Source organism: Collinsella sp. OM07-12 (genome assembly GCF_003438275.1).
GTDB lineage: Bacteria > Actinomycetota > Coriobacteriia > Coriobacteriales > Coriobacteriaceae > Collinsella.
Genome location: NZ_QSTQ01000009.1, coordinates 24,836 through 43,878, shown reverse-complemented (window position 1 = coordinate 43,878; position 19,043 = coordinate 24,836). Strand labels below are relative to the sequence as shown.

At 59.9% G+C, this 19,043-nt stretch carries 18 protein-coding genes and 2 pseudogenes; 10 read left to right on the top strand and 10 right to left on the bottom strand.

What is annotated here, in order from left to right; genetic code table 11:
• The first annotated feature begins 124 nt into the window (after positions 1-124).
• Complete coding sequence (locus DXB98_RS04650; RefSeq protein WP_117743316.1) at positions 125-1,429, top strand: chloride channel protein; 1,305 nt, start codon at positions 125-127, stop codon at positions 1,427-1,429.
• 94 nt (positions 1,430-1,523) lie between these two features.
• Here DXB98_RS04650 and DXB98_RS10590 read toward each other — a convergent pair.
• The 5 genes and pseudogenes from DXB98_RS10590 to DXB98_RS04630 form a co-directional block, all read right to left on the bottom strand.
• A pseudogene (locus tag DXB98_RS10590) lies at positions 1,524-1,928 on the bottom strand (EamA family transporter); the annotation flags it as partial.
• Positions 1,929-1,985: 57 nt separating this feature from the next.
• Positions 1,986-2,399: pseudogene (locus tag DXB98_RS10585) on the bottom strand (EamA family transporter); the annotation flags it as partial.
• A gap of 259 nt (positions 2,400-2,658) precedes the next feature.
• Positions 2,659-3,357 (bottom strand): ABC-2 transporter permease, encoded by a 699-nt coding sequence (locus DXB98_RS04640; protein ID WP_117734574.1) that lies wholly within the window; start codon positions 3,355-3,357, stop codon positions 2,659-2,661.
• Positions 3,354-4,235, bottom strand: coding sequence for an ABC transporter ATP-binding protein (locus DXB98_RS04635; protein WP_117734573.1), 882 nt, complete (start codon positions 4,233-4,235; stop codon positions 3,354-3,356). Before DXB98_RS04635 ends, DXB98_RS04640 begins: the two co-directional genes overlap by 4 nt.
• A 23-nt stretch (positions 4,236-4,258) precedes the next feature.
• Positions 4,259-4,639 (bottom strand): GntR family transcriptional regulator, encoded by a 381-nt coding sequence (locus tag DXB98_RS04630; protein WP_117743314.1) that lies wholly within the window; start codon positions 4,637-4,639, stop codon positions 4,259-4,261.
• A gap of 569 nt (positions 4,640-5,208) precedes the next feature.
• On the opposite strand from DXB98_RS04630, the gene DXB98_RS04625 reads away from it, so the two are divergent.
• From DXB98_RS04625 to DXB98_RS04615, 3 genes are all read left to right on the top strand, one after another.
• Positions 5,209-6,822 carry a peptide chain release factor 3 gene (locus DXB98_RS04625; protein ID WP_117743313.1) on the top strand — a complete coding sequence of 538 codons (1,614 nt, stop codon included), beginning with the start codon at positions 5,209-5,211 and terminating at the stop codon, positions 6,820-6,822.
• Between the two features lie 156 nt (positions 6,823-6,978).
• Positions 6,979-7,701, top strand: a complete 723-nt coding sequence (locus DXB98_RS04620) for a VUT family protein (protein WP_233505091.1) — start codon at positions 6,979-6,981, stop codon at positions 7,699-7,701.
• A gap of 9 nt (positions 7,702-7,710) precedes the next feature.
• Positions 7,711-8,391 (top strand): SDR family NAD(P)-dependent oxidoreductase, encoded by a 681-nt coding sequence (locus DXB98_RS04615; protein WP_117743312.1) that lies wholly within the window; start codon positions 7,711-7,713, stop codon positions 8,389-8,391.
• 50 nt (positions 8,392-8,441) lie between these two features.
• Here DXB98_RS04615 and DXB98_RS04610 read toward each other — a convergent pair whose 3' ends face one another.
• Positions 8,442-9,167: a uracil-DNA glycosylase gene (locus DXB98_RS04610; protein WP_117743311.1), complete on the bottom strand. Its 726-nt coding sequence runs from the start codon at positions 9,165-9,167 to the stop codon at positions 8,442-8,444.
• Positions 9,168-9,254: 87 nt separating this feature from the next.
• Positions 9,255-10,157 carry a DMT family transporter gene (locus tag DXB98_RS04605; protein ID WP_117743310.1) on the bottom strand — a complete coding sequence of 301 codons (903 nt, stop codon included), beginning with the start codon at positions 10,155-10,157 and terminating at the stop codon, positions 9,255-9,257.
• 158 nt (positions 10,158-10,315) lie between these two features.
• Between DXB98_RS04605 and DXB98_RS04600 the strand changes: the two genes are divergently transcribed.
• Positions 10,316-11,182, top strand: coding sequence for a LysR family transcriptional regulator (locus DXB98_RS04600; protein WP_117743309.1), 867 nt, complete (start codon positions 10,316-10,318; stop codon positions 11,180-11,182).
• Positions 11,183-11,211: 29 nt separating this feature from the next.
• Here DXB98_RS04600 and DXB98_RS04595 read toward each other — a convergent pair whose 3' ends face one another.
• On the bottom strand, positions 11,212-12,594 hold the full coding sequence (locus DXB98_RS04595; protein ID WP_117743308.1) for an MATE family efflux transporter: 1,383 nt from the start codon (positions 12,592-12,594) through the stop codon (positions 11,212-11,214).
• A gap of 193 nt (positions 12,595-12,787) precedes the next feature.
• Here DXB98_RS04595 and DXB98_RS04590 point away from each other — a divergent pair, with 193 nt between their 5' ends.
• Complete coding sequence (locus tag DXB98_RS04590; protein ID WP_117734565.1) at positions 12,788-13,603, top strand: putative RNA methyltransferase; 816 nt, start codon at positions 12,788-12,790, stop codon at positions 13,601-13,603.
• Between the two features lie 125 nt (positions 13,604-13,728).
• Here the strand turns inward: DXB98_RS04590 and DXB98_RS04585 are convergent, their stop codons facing one another.
• Positions 13,729-14,130, bottom strand: coding sequence for a hypothetical protein (locus DXB98_RS04585; protein ID WP_117734564.1), 402 nt, complete (start codon positions 14,128-14,130; stop codon positions 13,729-13,731).
• 435 nt (positions 14,131-14,565) lie between these two features.
• On the opposite strand from DXB98_RS04585, the gene DXB98_RS04580 reads away from it, so the two are divergent.
• A complete protein-coding gene (locus DXB98_RS04580) occupies positions 14,566-15,270 on the top strand; it encodes a class I SAM-dependent methyltransferase (protein ID WP_117743307.1) in 705 nt (234 codons plus the stop codon).
• A gap of 48 nt (positions 15,271-15,318) precedes the next feature.
• On the opposite strand, the gene DXB98_RS04575 is transcribed toward DXB98_RS04580, so the two are convergent.
• Positions 15,319-15,615: a hypothetical protein gene (locus DXB98_RS04575; RefSeq protein ID WP_117743306.1), complete on the bottom strand. Its 297-nt coding sequence runs from the start codon at positions 15,613-15,615 to the stop codon at positions 15,319-15,321.
• A 76-nt stretch (positions 15,616-15,691) separates the two neighbouring features.
• Between DXB98_RS04575 and DXB98_RS04570 the strand changes: the two genes are divergently transcribed.
• From DXB98_RS04570 to DXB98_RS04560, 3 genes are all read left to right on the top strand, one after another.
• Positions 15,692-16,180 (top strand): N-acetyltransferase, encoded by a 489-nt coding sequence (locus DXB98_RS04570; protein WP_117734562.1) that lies wholly within the window; start codon positions 15,692-15,694, stop codon positions 16,178-16,180.
• Between the two features lie 254 nt (positions 16,181-16,434).
• On the top strand, positions 16,435-18,438 hold the full coding sequence (locus DXB98_RS04565) for a translation factor GTPase family protein (RefSeq protein WP_117743305.1): 2,004 nt from the start codon (positions 16,435-16,437) through the stop codon (positions 18,436-18,438).
• 46 nt (positions 18,439-18,484) lie between these two features.
• Complete coding sequence (locus DXB98_RS04560) at positions 18,485-19,039, top strand: GNAT family N-acetyltransferase (protein WP_117743304.1); 555 nt, start codon at positions 18,485-18,487, stop codon at positions 19,037-19,039.
• The last annotated feature ends 4 nt before the right edge of the window (positions 19,040-19,043 follow it).

Below are 19,043 nucleotides of genomic sequence, written 5' to 3'. Positions count from 1 at the left end.
GTTCGCATCCGTAGTGCCCTGGCACTCAATGGTGTCGTTTGGGGCGCAGATGGTTGGCTCGTCTGGACAATGCTCGCCCTACAATAAGGCGTATCTATGTTGACTTTGACCACGGGAGGACCCGATGGGTAACCTGGCAAAACCCAAAAACCGTGCGCTGTTTTTAGCTAGCGTTGCTGTGACTGGCGCTTTCGCAGGCGCTGCGGTCTGGCTGTTCTTTTTTGCGATGGAGCACGGTATCGACTATCTATGGACCGAGATTCCGCAAATGCTGGGCGTCGCTTCGCCCGAGCTCGCGAGCGGTCCGTTCGGTTTTTTACCGTACCCGTTTTTCGTCTGCCTGCTGGGCGGCCTGCTGATCGGTCTGTACGAAAAGATGACGGGCACCAAGACCGATGACCTCAACCAGGTGATGGCCAAGGTAAAGCGCGACTGCCGCTACCCGTACGACAACCTCGGCAAGCTATCTCTTGCGGCATTGCTGCCGTTGCTGTTTGGCGGAAGCATTGGACCGGAGGCTGGCCTGACCGGTGTCATTGCAGGTCTATGCAGCTGGGTCGGCGACCGCATGCGTTGCTTTGGCGCCGAGTTTAGGGAGCTCACGCTGCTGGGTACCCAGGCTGCTCTGACGGCGCTCTTTACCGCGCCTGTCTTTGGCTTTGTGGCGCCGCTCGCCGGCAGCGCCGACGGCCAGGGCGCCGACGACGATGAGGACTCAGCGTCCGACGAGATCACCATCAAGCTGCCCAAGGCGCAAAAGACCGTGGTCTACGGCATCGCGATTGCCGGCGGCTTGGGCACCTATCTGTTGCTCGGCCAGCTTATGGGCGGCGGTATGGGTATGCCGAGGTTCGAGGCTGCTCAGGTGGGCAACCTCGAGCTTGCCTGGCTTATTCCCCTGGCGCTCATCGGCACGGCCTGTGGCTGGCTGTACTTTGTTTCGGAGCACGCGAGCGAGGCATTGGCCCACGCCATAGGGGAGCGCCCTGTCATCAAGGCCATGCTGGCCGGTTTGGCGCTCGCCATTTGCGGCACGGTCCTGCCCTACACCATGTTTGCCGGCGAGACGCAGGCCGACGTGCTCATGGAGACCTATATGACCATTCCCGCTGGCGTACTCATTGCAACCGGTCTTGTCAAGGCCATGCTGACGCCCGCCCTTATCAACATGGGCTGGCGCGGCGGCCACTTCTTCCCGGTTATCTTCTCGGGCGTAAGCCTGGGCTACGGCCTTGCTGTCCTCACCGGCGCCGATCCGGTCTTTTGCGTCGCCGTCTGCACGGCATCGACGATGGGTGCGGTCATGCGTCAGCCGGTCATGGTCGTGGGCCTGCTGCTCATGTGCTTCCCACTCAAGGGTATCGTCTGCATGATCATCGCCGCCGTTATCGCCGCCGGCATTCCGCTGCCCAAGCCGCTGCGCAAGTAGCACGATAGCGCGCAGTCAGTACAAACATCTCAAGTCCGGTGCGGGCGCTGTGTCACGGATTTGCGGGTGGACTGGATTTCGTTCGGTATCGGCGCTACTTCCAAATTGCAAGCGCGGCGGTGCCCAGTACGATGAGGGCGAGACCGATGGCGCTGCGTCGTGAGAGTTTTTCGTTGAATGCCAGACGCGCAAATAGTACCGATACGACAATCGATAGTTTGTCGATCTGCACCGCGACGCTCACCTGGCCTGCAGCGATGGCGTAGTAATAGAGCAGCCACGATGCTCCGGTTGCGATGCCCGATGTTACGAGAAATGTGAGTTCGCGCCGGTCAACGTGCGCGACCTGCTCCAGTTTTCCCTTGGCTGCCACGATTGCCCATGCCATAACCAGTACCACGCAGGTGCGGATTGCCGTGGCCAGGTTTGACTCGACGCCTTCGATGCCGATCTTGGCGAGGATGGAGGTGAGTGCCGCGAACACGGCGGCGCCGAGGGCGTAAGCGAGCCAGGTCCGGTCTTGCTGCTGCTCGGGTCCGGCGGACTGCTTCTTCTCGATCATTAAAAACGTGCCGAGGGTGATGACAGCGGTTCCCACGAGCTTAACCGCAAGGTTGCTCGTCTCACCAAAAAGCGCGATGGCGACCAGCGCGGCGAGCACGGTGCTCATCTTGTCGACCGGTACGACCTTATTGACGTCTCCGATGCTCAACGCCTTAAAGTAACAGATCCACGAAGCACCTGTAGCGAGTCCCGAGAGGACGAGAAAGAGCCAGGATCTGGGTTCGATACTGCCAATGGTCCCAATGGATCTAGAAATGCCCGCCATTGCCCAGGCGAAAACGAGCACCACGCAGGTGCGAATGGCCGTCGCGATATCGGAGTCGGTCTGCTTGATACCGCATTTGGCCAAGATGGATGTGATGCCGGCAAAGAATGCTGACGCAAATGCTGCGACGACCCACGACACGGGTGCGATGCCTCCTTGGATAATGGGTTTATCCTGCGAGTTTTATGGACATAAGGATACCGCCCCACCATGAAGGTTTGATATGGCCGCGGCGAGACGGGGCCATGTTCCGGGGAGCCATTTGGTTAGGGCTCGAATTGAAGGTGAATGTTTTTCCGAGAAGTGAACGGCATGCCGTGAAGGGTGGTAACGACGTTGTTACTGCTTCGTCTTATCTAGTAAATGAGGTGGGGTGCCGCCCAAGTCCTTTAGCTGTCGATTACAGGTCGCGTACTCGATAAACCTTGGTGCTGACGGTGCAGCTGATTGCGCATAGCGCGAGGGCCAGGACGGCAATTCCTGCGCACAGGCAGCCGAGGACGGCGGAATCGGGATTTGCCCCGGCAATCGACATGAGCCAGTTGCTGATGGGGTTGGAGGAGCTCAGCGTGGCCATAGCAAGGCAACCGAGCAAGGCAAACAGACCAACGGACAGGCGCAGCGCCTCCATGTGTCCAAAACGAAAGAACAGCGGCTGCGCCAAAAACACCATCATGAGGGAGATGAGCATCGAGGCTGCCGAGGCAATTGCGATCTCAAATACGACCTGTCCCGTCGGGAAAATGCCTGCATTATTGAAGAGTGGGATGGTGACGATGTTCAACAGCGCGGCCGCACATGCCATGATGGCCGAGAAAGCAACGATACACAGGTAACGTGCGCAGACGATGTCTTTGCGCGAGAAGGGCAGCGTTGCCCGATAGCGCTCCCATCCGTTTTGATTGTCGAAGCCGGCTAGCGAGTTCATGATCATGATGGGCGACATGGCGCTGACTGCGCAGGCGCCAGCACTCATGCCGGAATCACCATCCGATGCGTTGGCGAGGGTCATCACGATGAATATAAATAAGCCGACACCCGCGATGCTCGGGATAAGCGTGCGAACGATGGCGAGCTCGGACATAAAGGCGCGTTTCATTTCGAAGCCCCTTTCAGCATGAGGCGAAGGTAGTCATCAATGGTTGCCCGATCGCAGGGAATCTCGGGGAAAGCCTCGAGCGTATCACGGCGGTTGGGCACGAGCACGTCCACGCTATAGGCGTGGCGGGCAGCACGGGCGCCTTCGACGCAAGCCATGAGCTCTGCGGCCTGTGCTTGCGTGCAGTGGGCGATTCCGGCGCGGTCGGTAATGTCCTCGCGTGGCAGGTCAAATGCAATCGAACCGTTATCGATGCAGATGACGCGATCGGCGGCGCTATCGAGGTCGGACGTAATGTGGCTCGAGAGCAGTACGCTGCGCTGGCCGTCGGAAACAAAGGCGAGCAGCTCATCGAGCAGCTCCTCGCGCGCCATGGGATCGAGGCCCGCGGTGGCTTCGTCCAAAACGAGCAGCCTGGCATTGTGGCTGAGCGCACAGGCGAGCTGCAGCTTCATACCCATGCCGCGGGAGAGGTCTTTGACCTTGGCTTTGGGATCAAGGCCAAATCGTTCGATAAATCTGGCGAATGTTTCGCGACTCCATGTGGGGTGCGCCGGGCCTACGAGCGTCTCGATCTGGCCCACCTTGAGCGTGGAAGGGAAAGGACACGTGTCCAGGACAAGACCGATGCGGGAGCGCAGATGGCGCTGTGTCTCGCCGGGCGCGTCGGTGCCGCAGTGCTGCCCAAACAGGTGCACCTCGCCGGCATCGAGCTTTATGAGTCCGAGCGCGGCGCGAATCGTCGTTGTCTTACCGGCGCCGTTTGCGCCCACAAAGCCAACAATCTGGCCGGGCTCCACGGTGAGTGTGACATCGCGTAGGGAAAAGCGGTCGCTTACGCGGCGTGAGACGCCTTTGAGTTCTAGCAAGTTTTGCATGGTATAGCCTTTCTTGCAGATGGCTACTGCATGGTTTCGGGGGCTACAAGGTCGAGCATCTCGTGCAATTTGTCGCGCGTGACGCCCAGGGTTTCGGCCTGCGTAGCGGCCTGCGCAAGCAACTCTTCGATATGGCAAAGCTGGTTTTCGCGCAAGAGTTCCTGGTTGCCCTCGGCGACAAAGCAGCCCTTGCCCTGCACGGTACAGATAAAGCCAAGTTGTTCCAGGTCGGCATAGGCGCGCTTGGTGGTGATGACACTCACACCGAGGTCGCTCGCGAGCGCGCGGATGCTGGGGAGTTTGGCTCCTGCAGCGAGTGCGCCCGAAAGGATCTGAGCTTTGACCTGCGAGGAGATCTGCTCATAGATGGGCTTGTCGCTCGAATTGGATAGGATGATGTCCACAGCGGCTCCTTAGCTGTTGGGCTACACGTGTATATAACCGGTAAGCACAGTATATATACACTATGCACAGTTATGCAAGAGGAAATGTGGAATAGCCTGCCAGTGTCGCGCTTACTTCAAAACAATCTCAATCTGTAACACCTAGGTCCGTTTTGGGTCGCTTGCTGTTACAGATTGAGATGTTATTTGCCCGCCTGTCTATTTGTCTCAATCTGTAACAGTAAGAGTCGATTTGGGCGGCTAGATGTTACAGATTGAGACATTGGTTGCCTTCCTGCCGGTTTATCTCAATCTGTAACAGGTGGAGGCTCAAAACCCGTCTTTCTGTTACAGATTGAGACGAGATTGAGACGGTGTCGATCTTCCCAGCCGTTTATCTCAATCTGTAACACCAGGAACGCTAAAACCCGTCTATCTGTTACAGATCGAGACAGTCCTTGAGGCAGCTGTTCGATGCACAGCGAGCTTGGCTGATGAATTTGTCCTGATAGGTGCCCTGTGGCGGGATTTCGCGGCTACAATAGTACGGTTTCAACGACGAAATGCACTCAATGCAAGAAAGGATCCGCATGGCAAGCCTGTCGGATGAAATCTCGTCGCGCCGTACATTCGCGATCATCAGCCACCCGGACGCCGGTAAGACCACGCTTACCGAGAAGCTGCTGCTCTATACCGGCAGCATCCAGACCGCCGGCTCGGTCAAGGGCAAGAGTTCGGCCAAGCATGCCGTCTCGGACTGGATGGACATCGAGAAGGAGCGCGGTATTTCCGTTACCTCCTCGGTACTGCAGTTCACCTACAACGGCGCCTGCGTCAACATCCTCGATACTCCCGGCCACCAGGACTTCTCGGAGGATACCTACCGTACCCTTATGGCCGCCGACGCCGCGGTCATGGTCATCGACGGCGCCAAGGGCGTCGAGGCCCAGACCAAAAAGCTCTTTAAGGTCTGTACGCTGCGCCACATTCCCATCTTTACCTTTGTGAACAAGCTCGACCACGAGGCCCGCGATCCGTTTGAGCTCATGGAAGAGATCGAGAACGTCCTGGGCATCAATACGTACCCCATGAACTGGCCAATCGGCAGCGGCCGTAACTTCCGTGGCGTGTTCGACCGTCAGACCCGTCGCGTCATCGCCTTTGAGGGCGACGGTCACGCCAACGCCACCAAGAAGGTCGCCGAGGTCGAGGCCGAGCTGGGCGACCCCGCCATGGATGAGCTTATTGGCGAGGAGAACCACAAGAACCTGATGGACGACATCGAGCTGCTCGATGGCGCCGGCGACGAGCTCGACCTGGATGCCGTGGCCTGCGGCAAGCTGAGCCCGGCGTTCTTTGGCTCGGCGCTCACCAACTTTGGCGTGGAGCCCTTCCTCAAGGAGTTCTTGCGCCTGGCCCCGACGCCGCGCGCCTATACCGATACGCTCACCAGCGAGCCGGTCGATCCGTGCCGCGACGACTTTAGCGGCTTTGTGTTTAAGATCCAGGCCAACATGGACAAGAACCACCGCGACCGTATCGCCTTTGTGCGCATTTGCTCGGGCAAGTTCGAGCGCGGCATGGATGCCTTCCACGTGCAGGGCAACCGTAAGCTCAAGCTTGCCACGGGCACGTCGATGATGGCCGATGACCGCGCCATCGTGGACGAGGCGTACGCGGGCGATATCGTAGGCCTGTTCGATCCGGGTATCTTTAGCATCGGCGACACCGTGTGCTCTGGCAAGCGCCACGTACAGTATCCGCAGATCCCGACGTTTGCCCCCGAGATGTTCGCCCGCATCACGCAGGTCGACACGCTCAAGCGCAAGCAGTTCGTGAAGGGCATGGAGGAGCTTGCCCAGGAGGGCGCCATCCAGATCTTCCGCGAGCTGGGTGCCGGCATGGAGAGCGTCATCGTGGGCGTGGTCGGCGTACTGCAGTTTGAGGTGCTCGAGCGCCGCCTTAAGGCCGAGTACCGTGTTGAAGTCCGTCGTCAGCCGCTGTCCTATACGGACATCCGCTGGATCCAGAACGACCCCGACACCATCGACATCCCGGGCCTTTCGCTCACGCGTGACACCCTGCGCGTCGAGGACATGCGCGGCGGCAAGCTGCTGCTGTTCACGAGCCCGTGGAATGTTGACTGGGCGACCGACCACAACCCCGACCTTGTCCTGTCGGAGTTTGGCAATGTAACGTTTTAGTGCGCCGGCGCGGTGGTCCTGTGGGGCTGCCGCGCCGCTTGCTTGCCTGCCGCCGTGTGAGCGGCTATCATACCCACCGTCGCCTCAAGACCGTGGCGGCCGAGCAGTTCGGGTCCGATATCCTGCTCGTTAAACCTAAAACCAAAGGAGTACATAATGATCAAGAAGGTCATGGAGGACTACAAGGTCCTGTTGCGGAGCATTCCCGCGGCAACGGTTTCGCTGTTTTTCGTGAGTGTCATCATGATGAACCTGCTGGCCAACAAAGAGCTTATCAGCCTGCCGTATCTGGCGCTCGACTGCGGCTTTGTGGTGAGCTGGGTTTCGTTTTTGTGCCAGGACATGATTTGCAAGCGCTTTGGCGCCAAGGCATCCATCAAAATCTCTATCCTCGCGCTGGCGGTCAACCTGGCCGTGAGCCTGTGCTTTTGGGCATGCTCGCTCACGCCCGGCATGTGGGGCGCCTACTACGACACGGGTATGATCGAGGTCAACAACGCCCTTAACGCCACCATCGGCGGCACCTGGTACGTGGTGCTGGGCTCTTCGCTGGCAATGCTCGTTTCTGCCGTGGTTAACTCCACGCTCAACCAGTCGCTCGGCCGTATGCTCAAAAAGAATAATTTTGCGAGCTTCGCCCTCCGTTCCTATGTGTCCACGGGTGTTGGCCAGTTTATCGACAACCTGGTCTTTGCCATTGTGGTGAGCCACACGTTCTTTGGTTGGACCTGGGTGCAGGTCCTTATGTGCTCGCTGACCGGCGCTGTTGCCGAGCTGTTGTGCGAGGTCTTCCTGAGCCCCGTGGGCTACAAGGTCGTGCGTGGCTGGGAGCGTGAGAATGTGGGCGCCGAGTACCTCGAGCGCCACGCAACCGTCTAAGGAGCAAGTATGCGGGTTTTGATCACGGGTGCTTCGGGTGGTATCGGAGCCGCGTGCGTGCAGCGCTTTTTGGACGAGGGCCACGAGGTCGTGGGCTTTGATCTGCTGCCGGCGGCGATCGAACACGAGCGCTACCGCCATCTGATCGTTGATGTCCGCGAGCCTGACTCGTTTCCAGGCGACCTTGAGCCACAGGTAATCGTGAACGTTGCCGGTGTGCAGGATTCGGCCGACGATATTGCCGCCAACTTGCGTGGCACCATCAACGTGACCGAGCGCTATGCCTTTGTGGGGGAGGGGCTTGCCGCCAAGCCGACACCGGCTATCAAATCCGTGGTCAATGTGGGGTCGGCGAGCGGGCATACGGGATCGGAGTTTCCCGACTATGCCGCCAGCAAGGGCGGCGTTATCGCCTACACCAAGAACCTTGCAAACCGCCTGGCGCCGCAGGCCATCGCCAACAGTGCGGACCCGGGTGGCGTGATCACGCCGCTCAACCGTTGCGTGATGGAAGACGAACACCTGTGGAGCCAGATCATGGAACTCACGCCGCTTAAGCGCTGGGCCACCGCCCAAGAGATTGCCGAATGGATCTACTTTGTGGGCGTAACCAACCGGTTTATGACCGGGCAGAGCCTGCTGATCGATGGCGGCGAGGCCGGCCGCACGCAATTTATTTGGTCCGAATAGGAAACGCGCCCGATGGAAAGCTGTCGGGCGCGTTTTTGATGTATCGATTTTTAGCCGAGGCTAGTCCAGTTAACGGGGGTCGAGCCGTGCTGTTCGAGTAACCGATTGGCAGCGGAGAAGGGACGCGACCCCATAAAAGCGGGGAGTTCTGCCGTGGCACGGTTGGCCGAAAGCGGCGAGGGGTGCGTAGAGGCCAGGCAGAACTTGTCGGTTGCCTTGCCCGCGCCGGTCGTGGCGAGCTTGCCTTCGACCATCTGCTGGGCAAAGCGGCCCCATGCCAAAAAGACTACCGGCTGGGGCAGCTGGTAGCAGCGTTCGATAATGTAGTCGGTCAGGGTACTCCAGCCCAGCTTGGCGTGCGAGTTCGCGGCATGCTCGCGCACGGTGAGCGTGGTGTTGAGGAGCAGGACGCCCTGCTGTGCCCATGGGGTTAGGTCTCCCGTGGAGGGAATGGGGCAACCCAGATCGGCTTTGAGTTCCTTATAGATGTTGCGCAGGCTCGGCGGCAACTTGGTTTGCGTCGCGGGGACCGAGAACGACAACCCCATTGCCTGGTTAGGTCCGTGATAAGGGTCTTGACCCAATATGACAACCTTGACCTGGTCGGCCGGCGTGTAGGCGAGGGCATTGAGGATGTCGTCTTGCGCCGGGTAGATGGTCTGCTCGGCACGCAAAAGGGCGATGCGCTCGAGCAGCTGGTTCGTAGTGTCACGGACCGGCTGCGGCGCATCGCCCAACCAAGTTGCTATGTTGCGATCGCGAGTTACAGCGTCCATGGAACTCCTTTATGGCAGATGCTATGTTGGCACCTATTGTAAAGGCGTCCAGAGACCTTTATGCCGCGGCTGCATGAGGAGTGGGGTCTACGAGACGTGCTCGGGCGCTCCTGCCATACGAGTATGCCCATGTGCGTGAAGGTGCGGAAGCTCGACGGTTGCCATCATGACGCCGGTGAGGATGAGCGCTGCGCCAAAGAAGGCGATGGGGCTCAGGACCTCGCCGACCAGGAAGAACGAGAAGACGGCGGAGCAGACCGGCTCGAGCGAGAAGGCGAAGCCGGTGGTCTCGGCGGGTACGTGGGGCTGCACGAGCGTCTGGGTGATAAAGCCGTAGGCAGAGCAGATGAGTGCGAGCGCAACGACAACGACGATCTCGTTCGGCGTGCTGGGAAGCGTAAAGCCGCCAAAGGTGCATGCGGCGACGCCCGAGAACAAGCCACCGAAGCCCAGCTGCCAAACGCCCAGAGCCAGCGGATCGACTTCTTCGACAAAGCGCTTGGCTACGATAATGTGGCCGGCATAGATAAAGGCCGAGAGCAGCATGACCATCGCGCCGGGGTTCAGGCTGGTAAAGTCGGCGCCCGAGAGCAAAAGCATGCCGCAGGTGACGATGGCGGTGCCGATGAGCACCTTGCGCTCGGGGGCGCGACGCAGCAGAGCCGCGTTGGCAAACGGCACGATCACGACCGTCAGGCTCTGCAAAAAGCCGGCGGTGGAGGCGGAGGTGAGACTGGAGCCCAAGCACATGCAGGTAAGCTCGGTTGCCATGATGGCGCCGATGATGGCGGAACGAATCATCACGTTGCGATTGATGCGCAGCGCGTGCTTGTGGAAGAGCAGCAGACAAGCTGCAAAGGCGATGATGCAGCGCAGCGCAACGATGCTCGTGGCGTTCATGCTATCCATGCCGATCTTCATGAGGGGGTACGAAAAGCCCCATGCGACGGGAACGGAAAATGAGAGCGCGATTGCTTTTTTGCGATCCATGGGACTCCTTTTGTTACAAAACGGTTTCGTAAAAAGGATTCTGCTCCCAGATGAGGATGTAGTAAAGCGAATGTATCTTCAGTATGATTAAGAAATGCTAATGTTGATAGGAAAAACGCTAGCAAAACGTTTTACGGCTACATCGATGTGGAGGCACGATGGCATCGCGGTATCAGATTGTATGTATGGTGGTCGATTGCGGCAGTCTTAAGGGTGCGGCCGACGAGCTGGGCTATACGCAAAGCGCGGTGAGCCAGGCCGTCAAGGCGCTCGAGCGCGAGCTGGGCACCACGATTATCGAGCGCGGCAAGCAGGGCGTCTCGCTTACGCGCGACGGCAAACAGTATCTGCCGTATCTGCGCCAGATCGTAACGGCCGAGGCCGAGCTTGAGGGCAAGCGTCAGGAGTTGTTGGGGCTTTCGTCGACCGACATTCGCATTGCGACGTTTACCAACGTGAGTCGTACCGTGCTGCCGCGTGTGATCCGCGACTTTGGGGCCCTGCACCCGGGCGTGCACTTTACCCTCAAGCAGGGCGATTACACGCGCAACGCCCAGTGGGTGCACGATGGCGTAGTTGACTTTTGCTTTACGGCGCGCGGATTTACCGCTGGGCTCGAGAAGCGCGTGGTCTATCACGACGAGTTGGTGGCACTGCTGCCGGCCGCGCATCCGCTGACGGCAAAGGAAAAGGTGACACTCGCCGACCTGGCATCCGAGCCGTTTGTGCTGCTAGATGAGGGTGAACAGAGCCTGGTACTCGATGCGTTTGCGGCGCATGGGCTGTCGCCGCATGTGATGAGTGAGGTGACCGACGACTACACCATCATGGCGATGGTGGAGGAGGGCCTGGGTGTGAGCATGCTCTACCGTCGTACGGTCGAAGGCATGCAGGCCGATATTCGCGTGCGTCCCATCGTGCACGCTTCCTCACGCGATGTCGTGGCAGCCTGGCGCAGTTGGGATACCATGCCTATCGCTACGAGGCGCTTTATCGACTATATGAGCTCGCATATCGTCAATTAGCTGCCGATATGCCACCAAGTTGTGCATGTCTAGCACGCCCCGGTCTTGGCTTGTGCTAGACGGTAGGTGCGTGCCGGGTGGCAGAGCAATACCGCCACGACCATAAAGAATGCCGTGGTGCCCAGGCTGATGGGGTAGACCATCATGATGTTCGCAAAGGTACGGAAGTGCGGGAACACGCAGAATACCCAGTAGAAGCGGATGCCGCAGACGCAAATCATGGTGATGAGGGCGGGCATGAGCGAGATGCCAAAGCCGCGCAGATAACCGGACATGTTCTCGTAGAACATGCTAAAGGCGTACGCCGGGAAGATCGAGCACACGCGGATATAACCGATCGAGACGATGTTGGGGTCACTGTTGAACAGTGCCAGGATCTCGCGCCCCAGACCGACAATAACGATAATTGTGGTGAGCGCAACGATGCCGCCTTCGACCAGGCAGACCTTGAGCGTCTTGGTGCAGCGGTCAATCTGGCGTGCGCCGTGGTTTTGTCCCACAAAGGTGGTGCAAGCCTGGCTAAAGCTGTTGAGCAGGTTGTAGCACACGTACTCCAAGCTCATGGCGGCGCTCGATGCGGCCATGACTTCGGTGCCCAGGCTGTTGATGGCGGACTGGATGATGATGTTGGCAACGGCAAAGACGGCGCTCTGAATACCGGCGGGCAAGCCGATCTTAACGATGCGCTTGAGGGCGACGGGGTCTAAGCCTAAGTCGCGCGGGGTGACGCGGACGACGGAGTCGGTCTTGAGCAGGCGGATAAAGAGCGTAGCGGCGCTGACGGTGTAGGCGATGGCGGTGGCGATGGCGACGCCCGCGACGCCCCAGTGGAGTACGGGGACAAAGATGAGGTCCAGGCCAATGTTGAGGACGGTGGACACGGCAAGCGCCTGCAGCGGCATACGGGTGATGCCGACGGAGCGGAAGATCGCGGCCTCAAAGTTGTAGAGCAAGATCGAGGGCATGCTGAGCAAAAAGACGCGCAGGTAGAGCGAAGCGAGCGGCATGGTTTCGGCAGGAACGTTGAGCGCGGCGAGCATGGGCTCGGCAAAGATCTCGCCCAGCGCGATGACGACAAAGCCCACGAGCGCCATTAAAACCGAGGTATGGACGGCACGTTTGACCATGTTCTGATCGTTGCGGCCGATAGCGTTGGCGATGACCACATTTGAGCCAAGCGACATGCCGATAAACAGGTTGAGCATAAGACTGGTAAGCGGAACATTGGAGCCGACCGCTGCCATGGCAAGGGTTCCCTGGTCGCCCGAGAAGTTGCCGATGATGACCGTGGCGATGAGGTTCGATAGCTGTTCCAAGATGCTCGTGGCGGCCACGGGGAAGGCGAACAGGGGAATATTGCGCCACAGCGAGCCGGTGGTCATGTCAATGTGCTTAGATGCGGTATCGGCCATACACTCTCAATCTCTAATATGCTATTTCGTGCTTATTTGCGCAGACGATGATACTCCTAATGCAACCAGTCGGTACTTAGATAGTCGTTGGGACGTTCTTAAACGACTGGTCATTCAATAACGTCCCCGATGACTAGGTGGGGAAGGCGTGCGACAATGGTGGGCGTTGTGTTGTTCGCGCTAAGGAGTTGCCATGTTGTTGTGTCCCGTTTGCCATGAGCCGTTGGTGGACGACGAGCGCGGTGCTACATGCGCGGGCGGACACCGGTTTGACCGTGCGCGCGAGGGCTATCTATATTTGCTGCGCTCGTCCAAGAGCGGCGACTCCATGGGCGATCCCAAGTCGCAGGCGCGCAGTCGTCGCGACTTTCTTAACCGCGGTTACTACGCGCCGTTGCGCGATGCGATGGTCGAGCTGGTGCGCAAGCAGGTGTCTGGACGTGCAACGTCTGCGAATGGCCCCATGACGCTGCTCGATATTTGCTGCGGCGAGGGCTACTACACCAGTGCCATGGGTGCGGTGCCGGGCGTGGATGCTTACGGTTTCGACCTGGGCAAAGAGATGGTGCGCCTGGCCGCCAAGCGCGGCGATGCGACCTATTTTGTGGCCAACATGAAGGATATCCCCGTGGCCGATGGCGCCTTCGATATGGTGACCGAGCTCTTTGCTCCCTTTAACGAGCGCGAGTTTGCTCGCGTGCTGGTGCCCGAGGGCTCGCTCTACACCGTGGTGCCGGGTGCCCATCACCTGTTTGGGCTCAAGGAGGTGCTCTACGACAGGCCATACCTCAATGACGAGAAGCTGCCGAAGACTACCGAGCTCGAGTTGGTCGGAACGCGGCGCGTGACAGCTTCTATCACCCTTCAGACCCAGGCCGACATCGAGGCGGTGTTCCAGATGACGCCGTACTACTACCGCACGCGCCCCGCCGACAAAGCACGCCTGGCAAACCTCGATACCCTTCAGACCGACATCGACTTCATCATCGCCGAGTACCGCCACAGCTAACCTACAAAAAAGGGACAGGTTTATTTTGGCGGGTTTTATCTGGGCTAACGTAAAGGGCCGACCGCGTTGCTGCGCGATCGGCCCTTTTTAGTTGCTTGGCTGCAGAGGTTATGAGAAGCGAGCGCTTACAGACGGTCCTTGTTTTCGGCCTTAACGGCGTGCGCCTGCTGAATAAAGAACAGGTCGTAGACCACGATGACAAAGGCGCCGATATTGACGGCGCTGCCGCCGAGCGCGGGAAGGGTAAGCACAGCCTGGACGAGCGTAGCGACCGCGGCAACGATACCGAGCTTAAACGCGCCATCCACCTGCGAAGGCTTGTTGGCACCCTTGATGCCCGCAACACCTGCGGCAAGATCGACAACGCCCTTGATAATCACAACGACAGCAGCGAGTATGGCGTTCGATCCGTAGATGGATTCAAATTTGCCGGTCGCGATGCCGGCGATTCCGATGACGAGGCTGGCGATGCCCAAAACAAAATAGATGAGGGCAAGGATTTTGAGTGTCTTGCGCGCGGCGCTCATAGGTAGTCCTTTCGATTCGGGCGCTGCCAGTCTGGCGCGTCCCATAAGCTGCACATATCGTGAAGCACATTGTAGTTCAACGTGACGGCGTGTGTGCTAGAAAGCGCTTCTCGCCTGTGCAGAGCAATCTTTCAAAAAGGAAAGCTGGACGTAAGCCAAATCGATGGCAGCACATGTGCGGCGCTGCGATGATGAGGTCGTGACAAGGAGTTGGTCTAAGGAGGAGCCATGATGTACGGAACAGAGCAAGTGCGCGAGCCGCGGTCGTTGGGAAGGCGCATGAGTGATTCTGTGATCGCTGCCGTATGCACGGGATTGATGGCGGTGCTTTGCATTGGGATGCTGTGGGCCATGTCGCATGTGGGACAATAGCGGACGGTTGAGTGCCGACAGGGGCGGCGCTCACGTATTCATTTTGCTTGTAAAGGAGTGCCCATGGGCGTCGTCGATCCCTTTTCTGTTGCTCGGGCCGCGGGGCTTGAGCTGACCGGGAAGCCCGAGGGCCTCACGCTCACCGACGGCGCGATGGAGCTGCGTGCCGATTTTGCCCGCATGCTTCCACGGCTCAAGCAGGGCCGTCTGCAGCAAGAGCTGCTGGTGAAGGCTGCGCGCACAAAAGGCATCGAGCAGCCATGGGCGATTGACGCCACGGCAGGCTTTGGCGAGGATTCGCTGCTGCTGGCCGCCACGGGCTTTACCGTCGATCTGTATGAACAGGATTGCGTGATTGCGGCATTGCTCAAGGATGCCTTGGACCGCGCGGCGGATGATCCGGCGCTTGCGGCTGCCGTGGCACGCATGCGCTTGCATGCGGGCGAGGACAGCATTGCCGGCCTTCGCCATACGGCTGAGCTGGTCGAGCGCGGTGAGCTCGCGGCTCCCGATGTGGTGTATTTGGACCCCATGTTTCCCGAGCGCACCAAGAGCGCGGCGGTTAAAAAGAAGTTCCAGCTCTTGCACCATTTGGAGCAGCCGTGTGCCGATGAGGAGACGCTGGTCGAGGCTGCTCTTGCGCCGTGCCCGCGCAAGGTTGTTATCAAGCGGCCAGTGAAGGGGCCGCTGCTTGCCGGCGTTAAGCCGAGCTATCAGCTTGCGGGCAAGGCTGTCCGCTACGATGTTTTGGTGCCGCCGCGCCCGTAGCCTGCGCACGATGGCCGGTGCTGCGTGAGCGTCGCGCCGATGCAGCGCCTATTTCCAAGGGTGCGACGTCAAATGCCACCCGCCGCAGTATTCGCATTTGTAGCAGGTCAAGCCACGCCGCCCATGGTTTTCGCAGTCGGCCATAACGGCCTCGGCCTCGGCGCGTGTGTCGTAGCGGTTTTTTCGCTCGCACGACTTGTAGCGCCAAGCCTCATCGCGCTCGGCGTCCAGGGCGTCGCGGCGCTCGTCCTCGCGCGCAAACAGGTCGCTCATATCGCCGCCGGTGGCAGCGCCCAAAAACTCGCTTTTGGCCTTTGACCAGGCGGCTCGCTTTTTGCTTCCCATCTGCTTCGTGTCCTTTCCAAACGCTGGTATCATTGCTCAATCAAAGTGATACCAATAAACGTGAGGTCGCCGCGTGATGATCAGAAAAACCCTCGATACCGACATTCCTGCCGTCATGGCCATCTATGACGTCGCCCGCGCCTTTATGCGCGCGCATGGCAACGCCACGCAGTGGCCCGAGGGCACGCCTTCGGCCGAGCAGCTGACTGCCGATATCGCCGCCGGCGGCAGCTATGTGTGCGAAGTCGACGGTCGCGTGGTGGCGACGTTTGCCTTTTTGCCGGGCCCGGACGAGTGCTATGACGTCATCGAGGACGGTCAGTGGCGTAGCGACACTCCGTACGCCGTGCTGCACCGCGTGGCGTCCGACGGCACCGTGCACGGTATCGCGGCCGCGATGTTTGCCTTTGCCAAGGAGCGTGCCGACCATCTGCGTATCGATACGCACGCGGACAACCTGCCCATGCAGGGTGCGAGCATGAAGGCGGGGTTCGAGCGCGCCGGAGTCGTGTATGTGTCGGACGGCACGCCGCGTGTTGCGTTCGACTGGCTGCGCGAGGCATAAGAGCGAGGACGCGTATCAACAATCCATGTACGTGAAAATGGCCCCGGGTGGGGCCATTTTCGTTCGATGCGCTGTTTTGCAAGCCGGCTTTCGCAAGGCGCGAACCTGCGAAAATCGCCGCGCGGCAACGCGGGGCGATGAGCTCGGTCGGGGGATAGGGCCCGCTTCGCCCGCCGGCCCGTAAATTGTATCATCCAGTGTGGAACGAGGGTGCCCGTTGCCACGTGCGATGGGCTTGCAATAAGAGGAGAGCCATGTCGAAGCAAGCGGTCGTTGGAATCTTGGCGCATGTCGATGCCGGCAAGACTACGCTGGCCGAGGCCATGCTGTTCAACGCAGGTCGCATTCGCAAGCGCGGCCGTGTGGACGACGGCGACTCGCACCTGGATACCAACGCTATCGAACGCGAGCGCGGCATCACGATTTTCTCGTCGCAGGCCGTGCTCGACCACGGAGATGCCCACGTCATGCTCGTGGATGCACCGGGGCATGTCGATTTTTCTGCCGAGGCAGAGCGCACATTGCGCGCGCTCGACTACGCGATTTTGGTTGTGGGCGCCAACGACGGCGTGCAGGGACACACCGAAACCCTGTGGCGCCTGCTTGCGCGCTATGACATCCCGACGTTCGTCTTTATCAACAAAATTGATTTGGAGAATCCCGGCCGCGATGTTTTACTGGCACAACTTGGGCAGCGTCTTTCCGAGGGCTGCCTGGATGCCAGCGAACTGCTGGCGGGCGGTGCCGCTTGGGAGGACGCTGCCGCGTTGGACGAGGCGGCGCTTGAGGAGTTTCTTGAGACGGGCGAGCTTTCCGTTGCAACGCTGTCGCGCATGGTTGCCGAGCGCAGGCTCTTTCCCTGCTTTACCGGCTCGGCGCTCAGGGACCAGGGCGTGGGCGAGCTGCTGGATGGCATGTGCACGCTGATGCGTGAACAGGCGTGGGCCCCGGAGTTCGCCGCGCGTGTCTATCGCGTCAGCCGAGGCGTTCGCGGCGAGCGCTTGGCTTGGGTTAAAGTGACCGGCGGCGCGCTACGTGCAAAACAGATGATCGAGGGGCGCTCCGGTGCCGAGGTATGGGGGCAGAAAGTCGATCAGGTGCGCATCTATAACGGAGAGAAGTACGAGCTCGCCCAGGAAGTTGCTGCTGGCGGTATTTGTGCCGTGACGGGTCTTGCGCACGTTCGCCCGGGGGATGCCTTGGGTGCGGAGCCCGGGTGCGATGCACCCGTCATTGCGCCGGTCCTCACCTATACGGTGCTACCGGGCGATAACGATGTCCATGCGGTGTTTAAAGCGCTGACCGAGTTGGCGGACGAAGACCCCATGCTCGGCGTAAGCTGGAATACGCATCTCGAGCAGATTCATTTGCAGTTGATGGGCGCCGTGCAGCTTGAAGTCGTGCAGCGGGTGTTGGCCGATCGCTTTGGCCTTTCGATTGAGTTTGAGCCCGGCGGCATTCTCTATAAGGAGACTATCTCGCAGCCGGTCGAGGGCGTGGGCCACTTTGAGCCGCTCCGTCATTTCGCCGAGGTGCACCTGCGCCTGGAGCCGCTGCCGGCGGGTTCGGGCGTGCAGTTTGGCACCGTGACCTCGACCGACGAGCTCGATCTTAACTGGCAGCGTCTGGCACTCACCAACGCCATGGAGCGCGATCACCTGGGCGTGTTGACCGGCTCGCCCATCACCGATGTGCGCATTACGCTTACGGGTGGCCGTGCACATGCCAAACACACCGAGGGCGGTGATTTTCGTCAGGCCACGTACCGCGCGATTCGTCAGGGGCTCATGCAGGCGCGTGAGGCCGGCGCGGCGGTACTGTTGGAGCCGTGGTATCGCTTTGAGCTCGAGGTGCCGGGGGAGTGCGTGGGCAGGGCGTTGTCGGACGCCACGCGCATGGGCGCCGAGTACGAGCCGCCGGCGATGGCGGGCGACCGGGCGAAGCTTGTGGGTCGCGTGCCAGCATCCGAGGTACAGGATTATGCGCTGGAGGTGGCTGCCTACACGAGCGGCCGCGGACATCTGTACCTGGAGTTCGCCGGTTATGCGGCATGCCATGATGCCGAGCGCGTCATCGAGGCGGCCGCCTACGAGCCCGAGGCCGATCTGCCCAATACGCCCGACTCGGTCTTTTGCGCCCACGGCGCCGGTTACACGGTCAAATGGTACGACGTGCCCGCCGCGGCGCACGTAAAGATCGATCCTGCCACCTTCCGTCCCTATCGCCCCGCCGACGCGGAATTTTTCGGCTACATGTGACAAAGGGACAGTCCCTTTGTCACATCGATAATTGAGAGGTTGAAACGTGGTGATTCATACTGAGCGCTTGGTGCTTCGTCCGTGGCGCGAGACGGATGCGGCGAGCCTGTTTGCATACGCGAGCGACCCGGACGTGGGGCCGGCTGCGGGCTGGCCACCCCATCGAAGCATTGAGGAAAGCAGAGAGATCATTCAGACGGTCTTTACGGCGCCCCATACCTTTGCCATTTGCCTGCCCGAGACAGACGAGCCCGTGGGCAGCATTGGACTCATGCCGCCGCGCTGCGAATCGAACGGCCAAAGCGTTGGACTTGAGCTCGAGGTGGGGTATTGGATCGCCAAGCCGTTTTGGGGTCGAGGCTTTGCTCCGGAAGCAGTACGAGCTATGCAACGCTATGCGTTTGAAACGCTTGGCTGCAAGGCGCTTTGGTGCGGATACTATGAGGGCAATAACAAGTCGTTACGCGTCCAACAAAAATGTGGGTTCGTGCCGCATCACGTTGAGCGCGACGTGCCCTGCGAGCTTATGGGCGATGTGCGTACCGAGTACTTTACCTATTTGACCTGCGAAGACTGGCGCGGGCGAGCACAGTGCGAGTAACGTG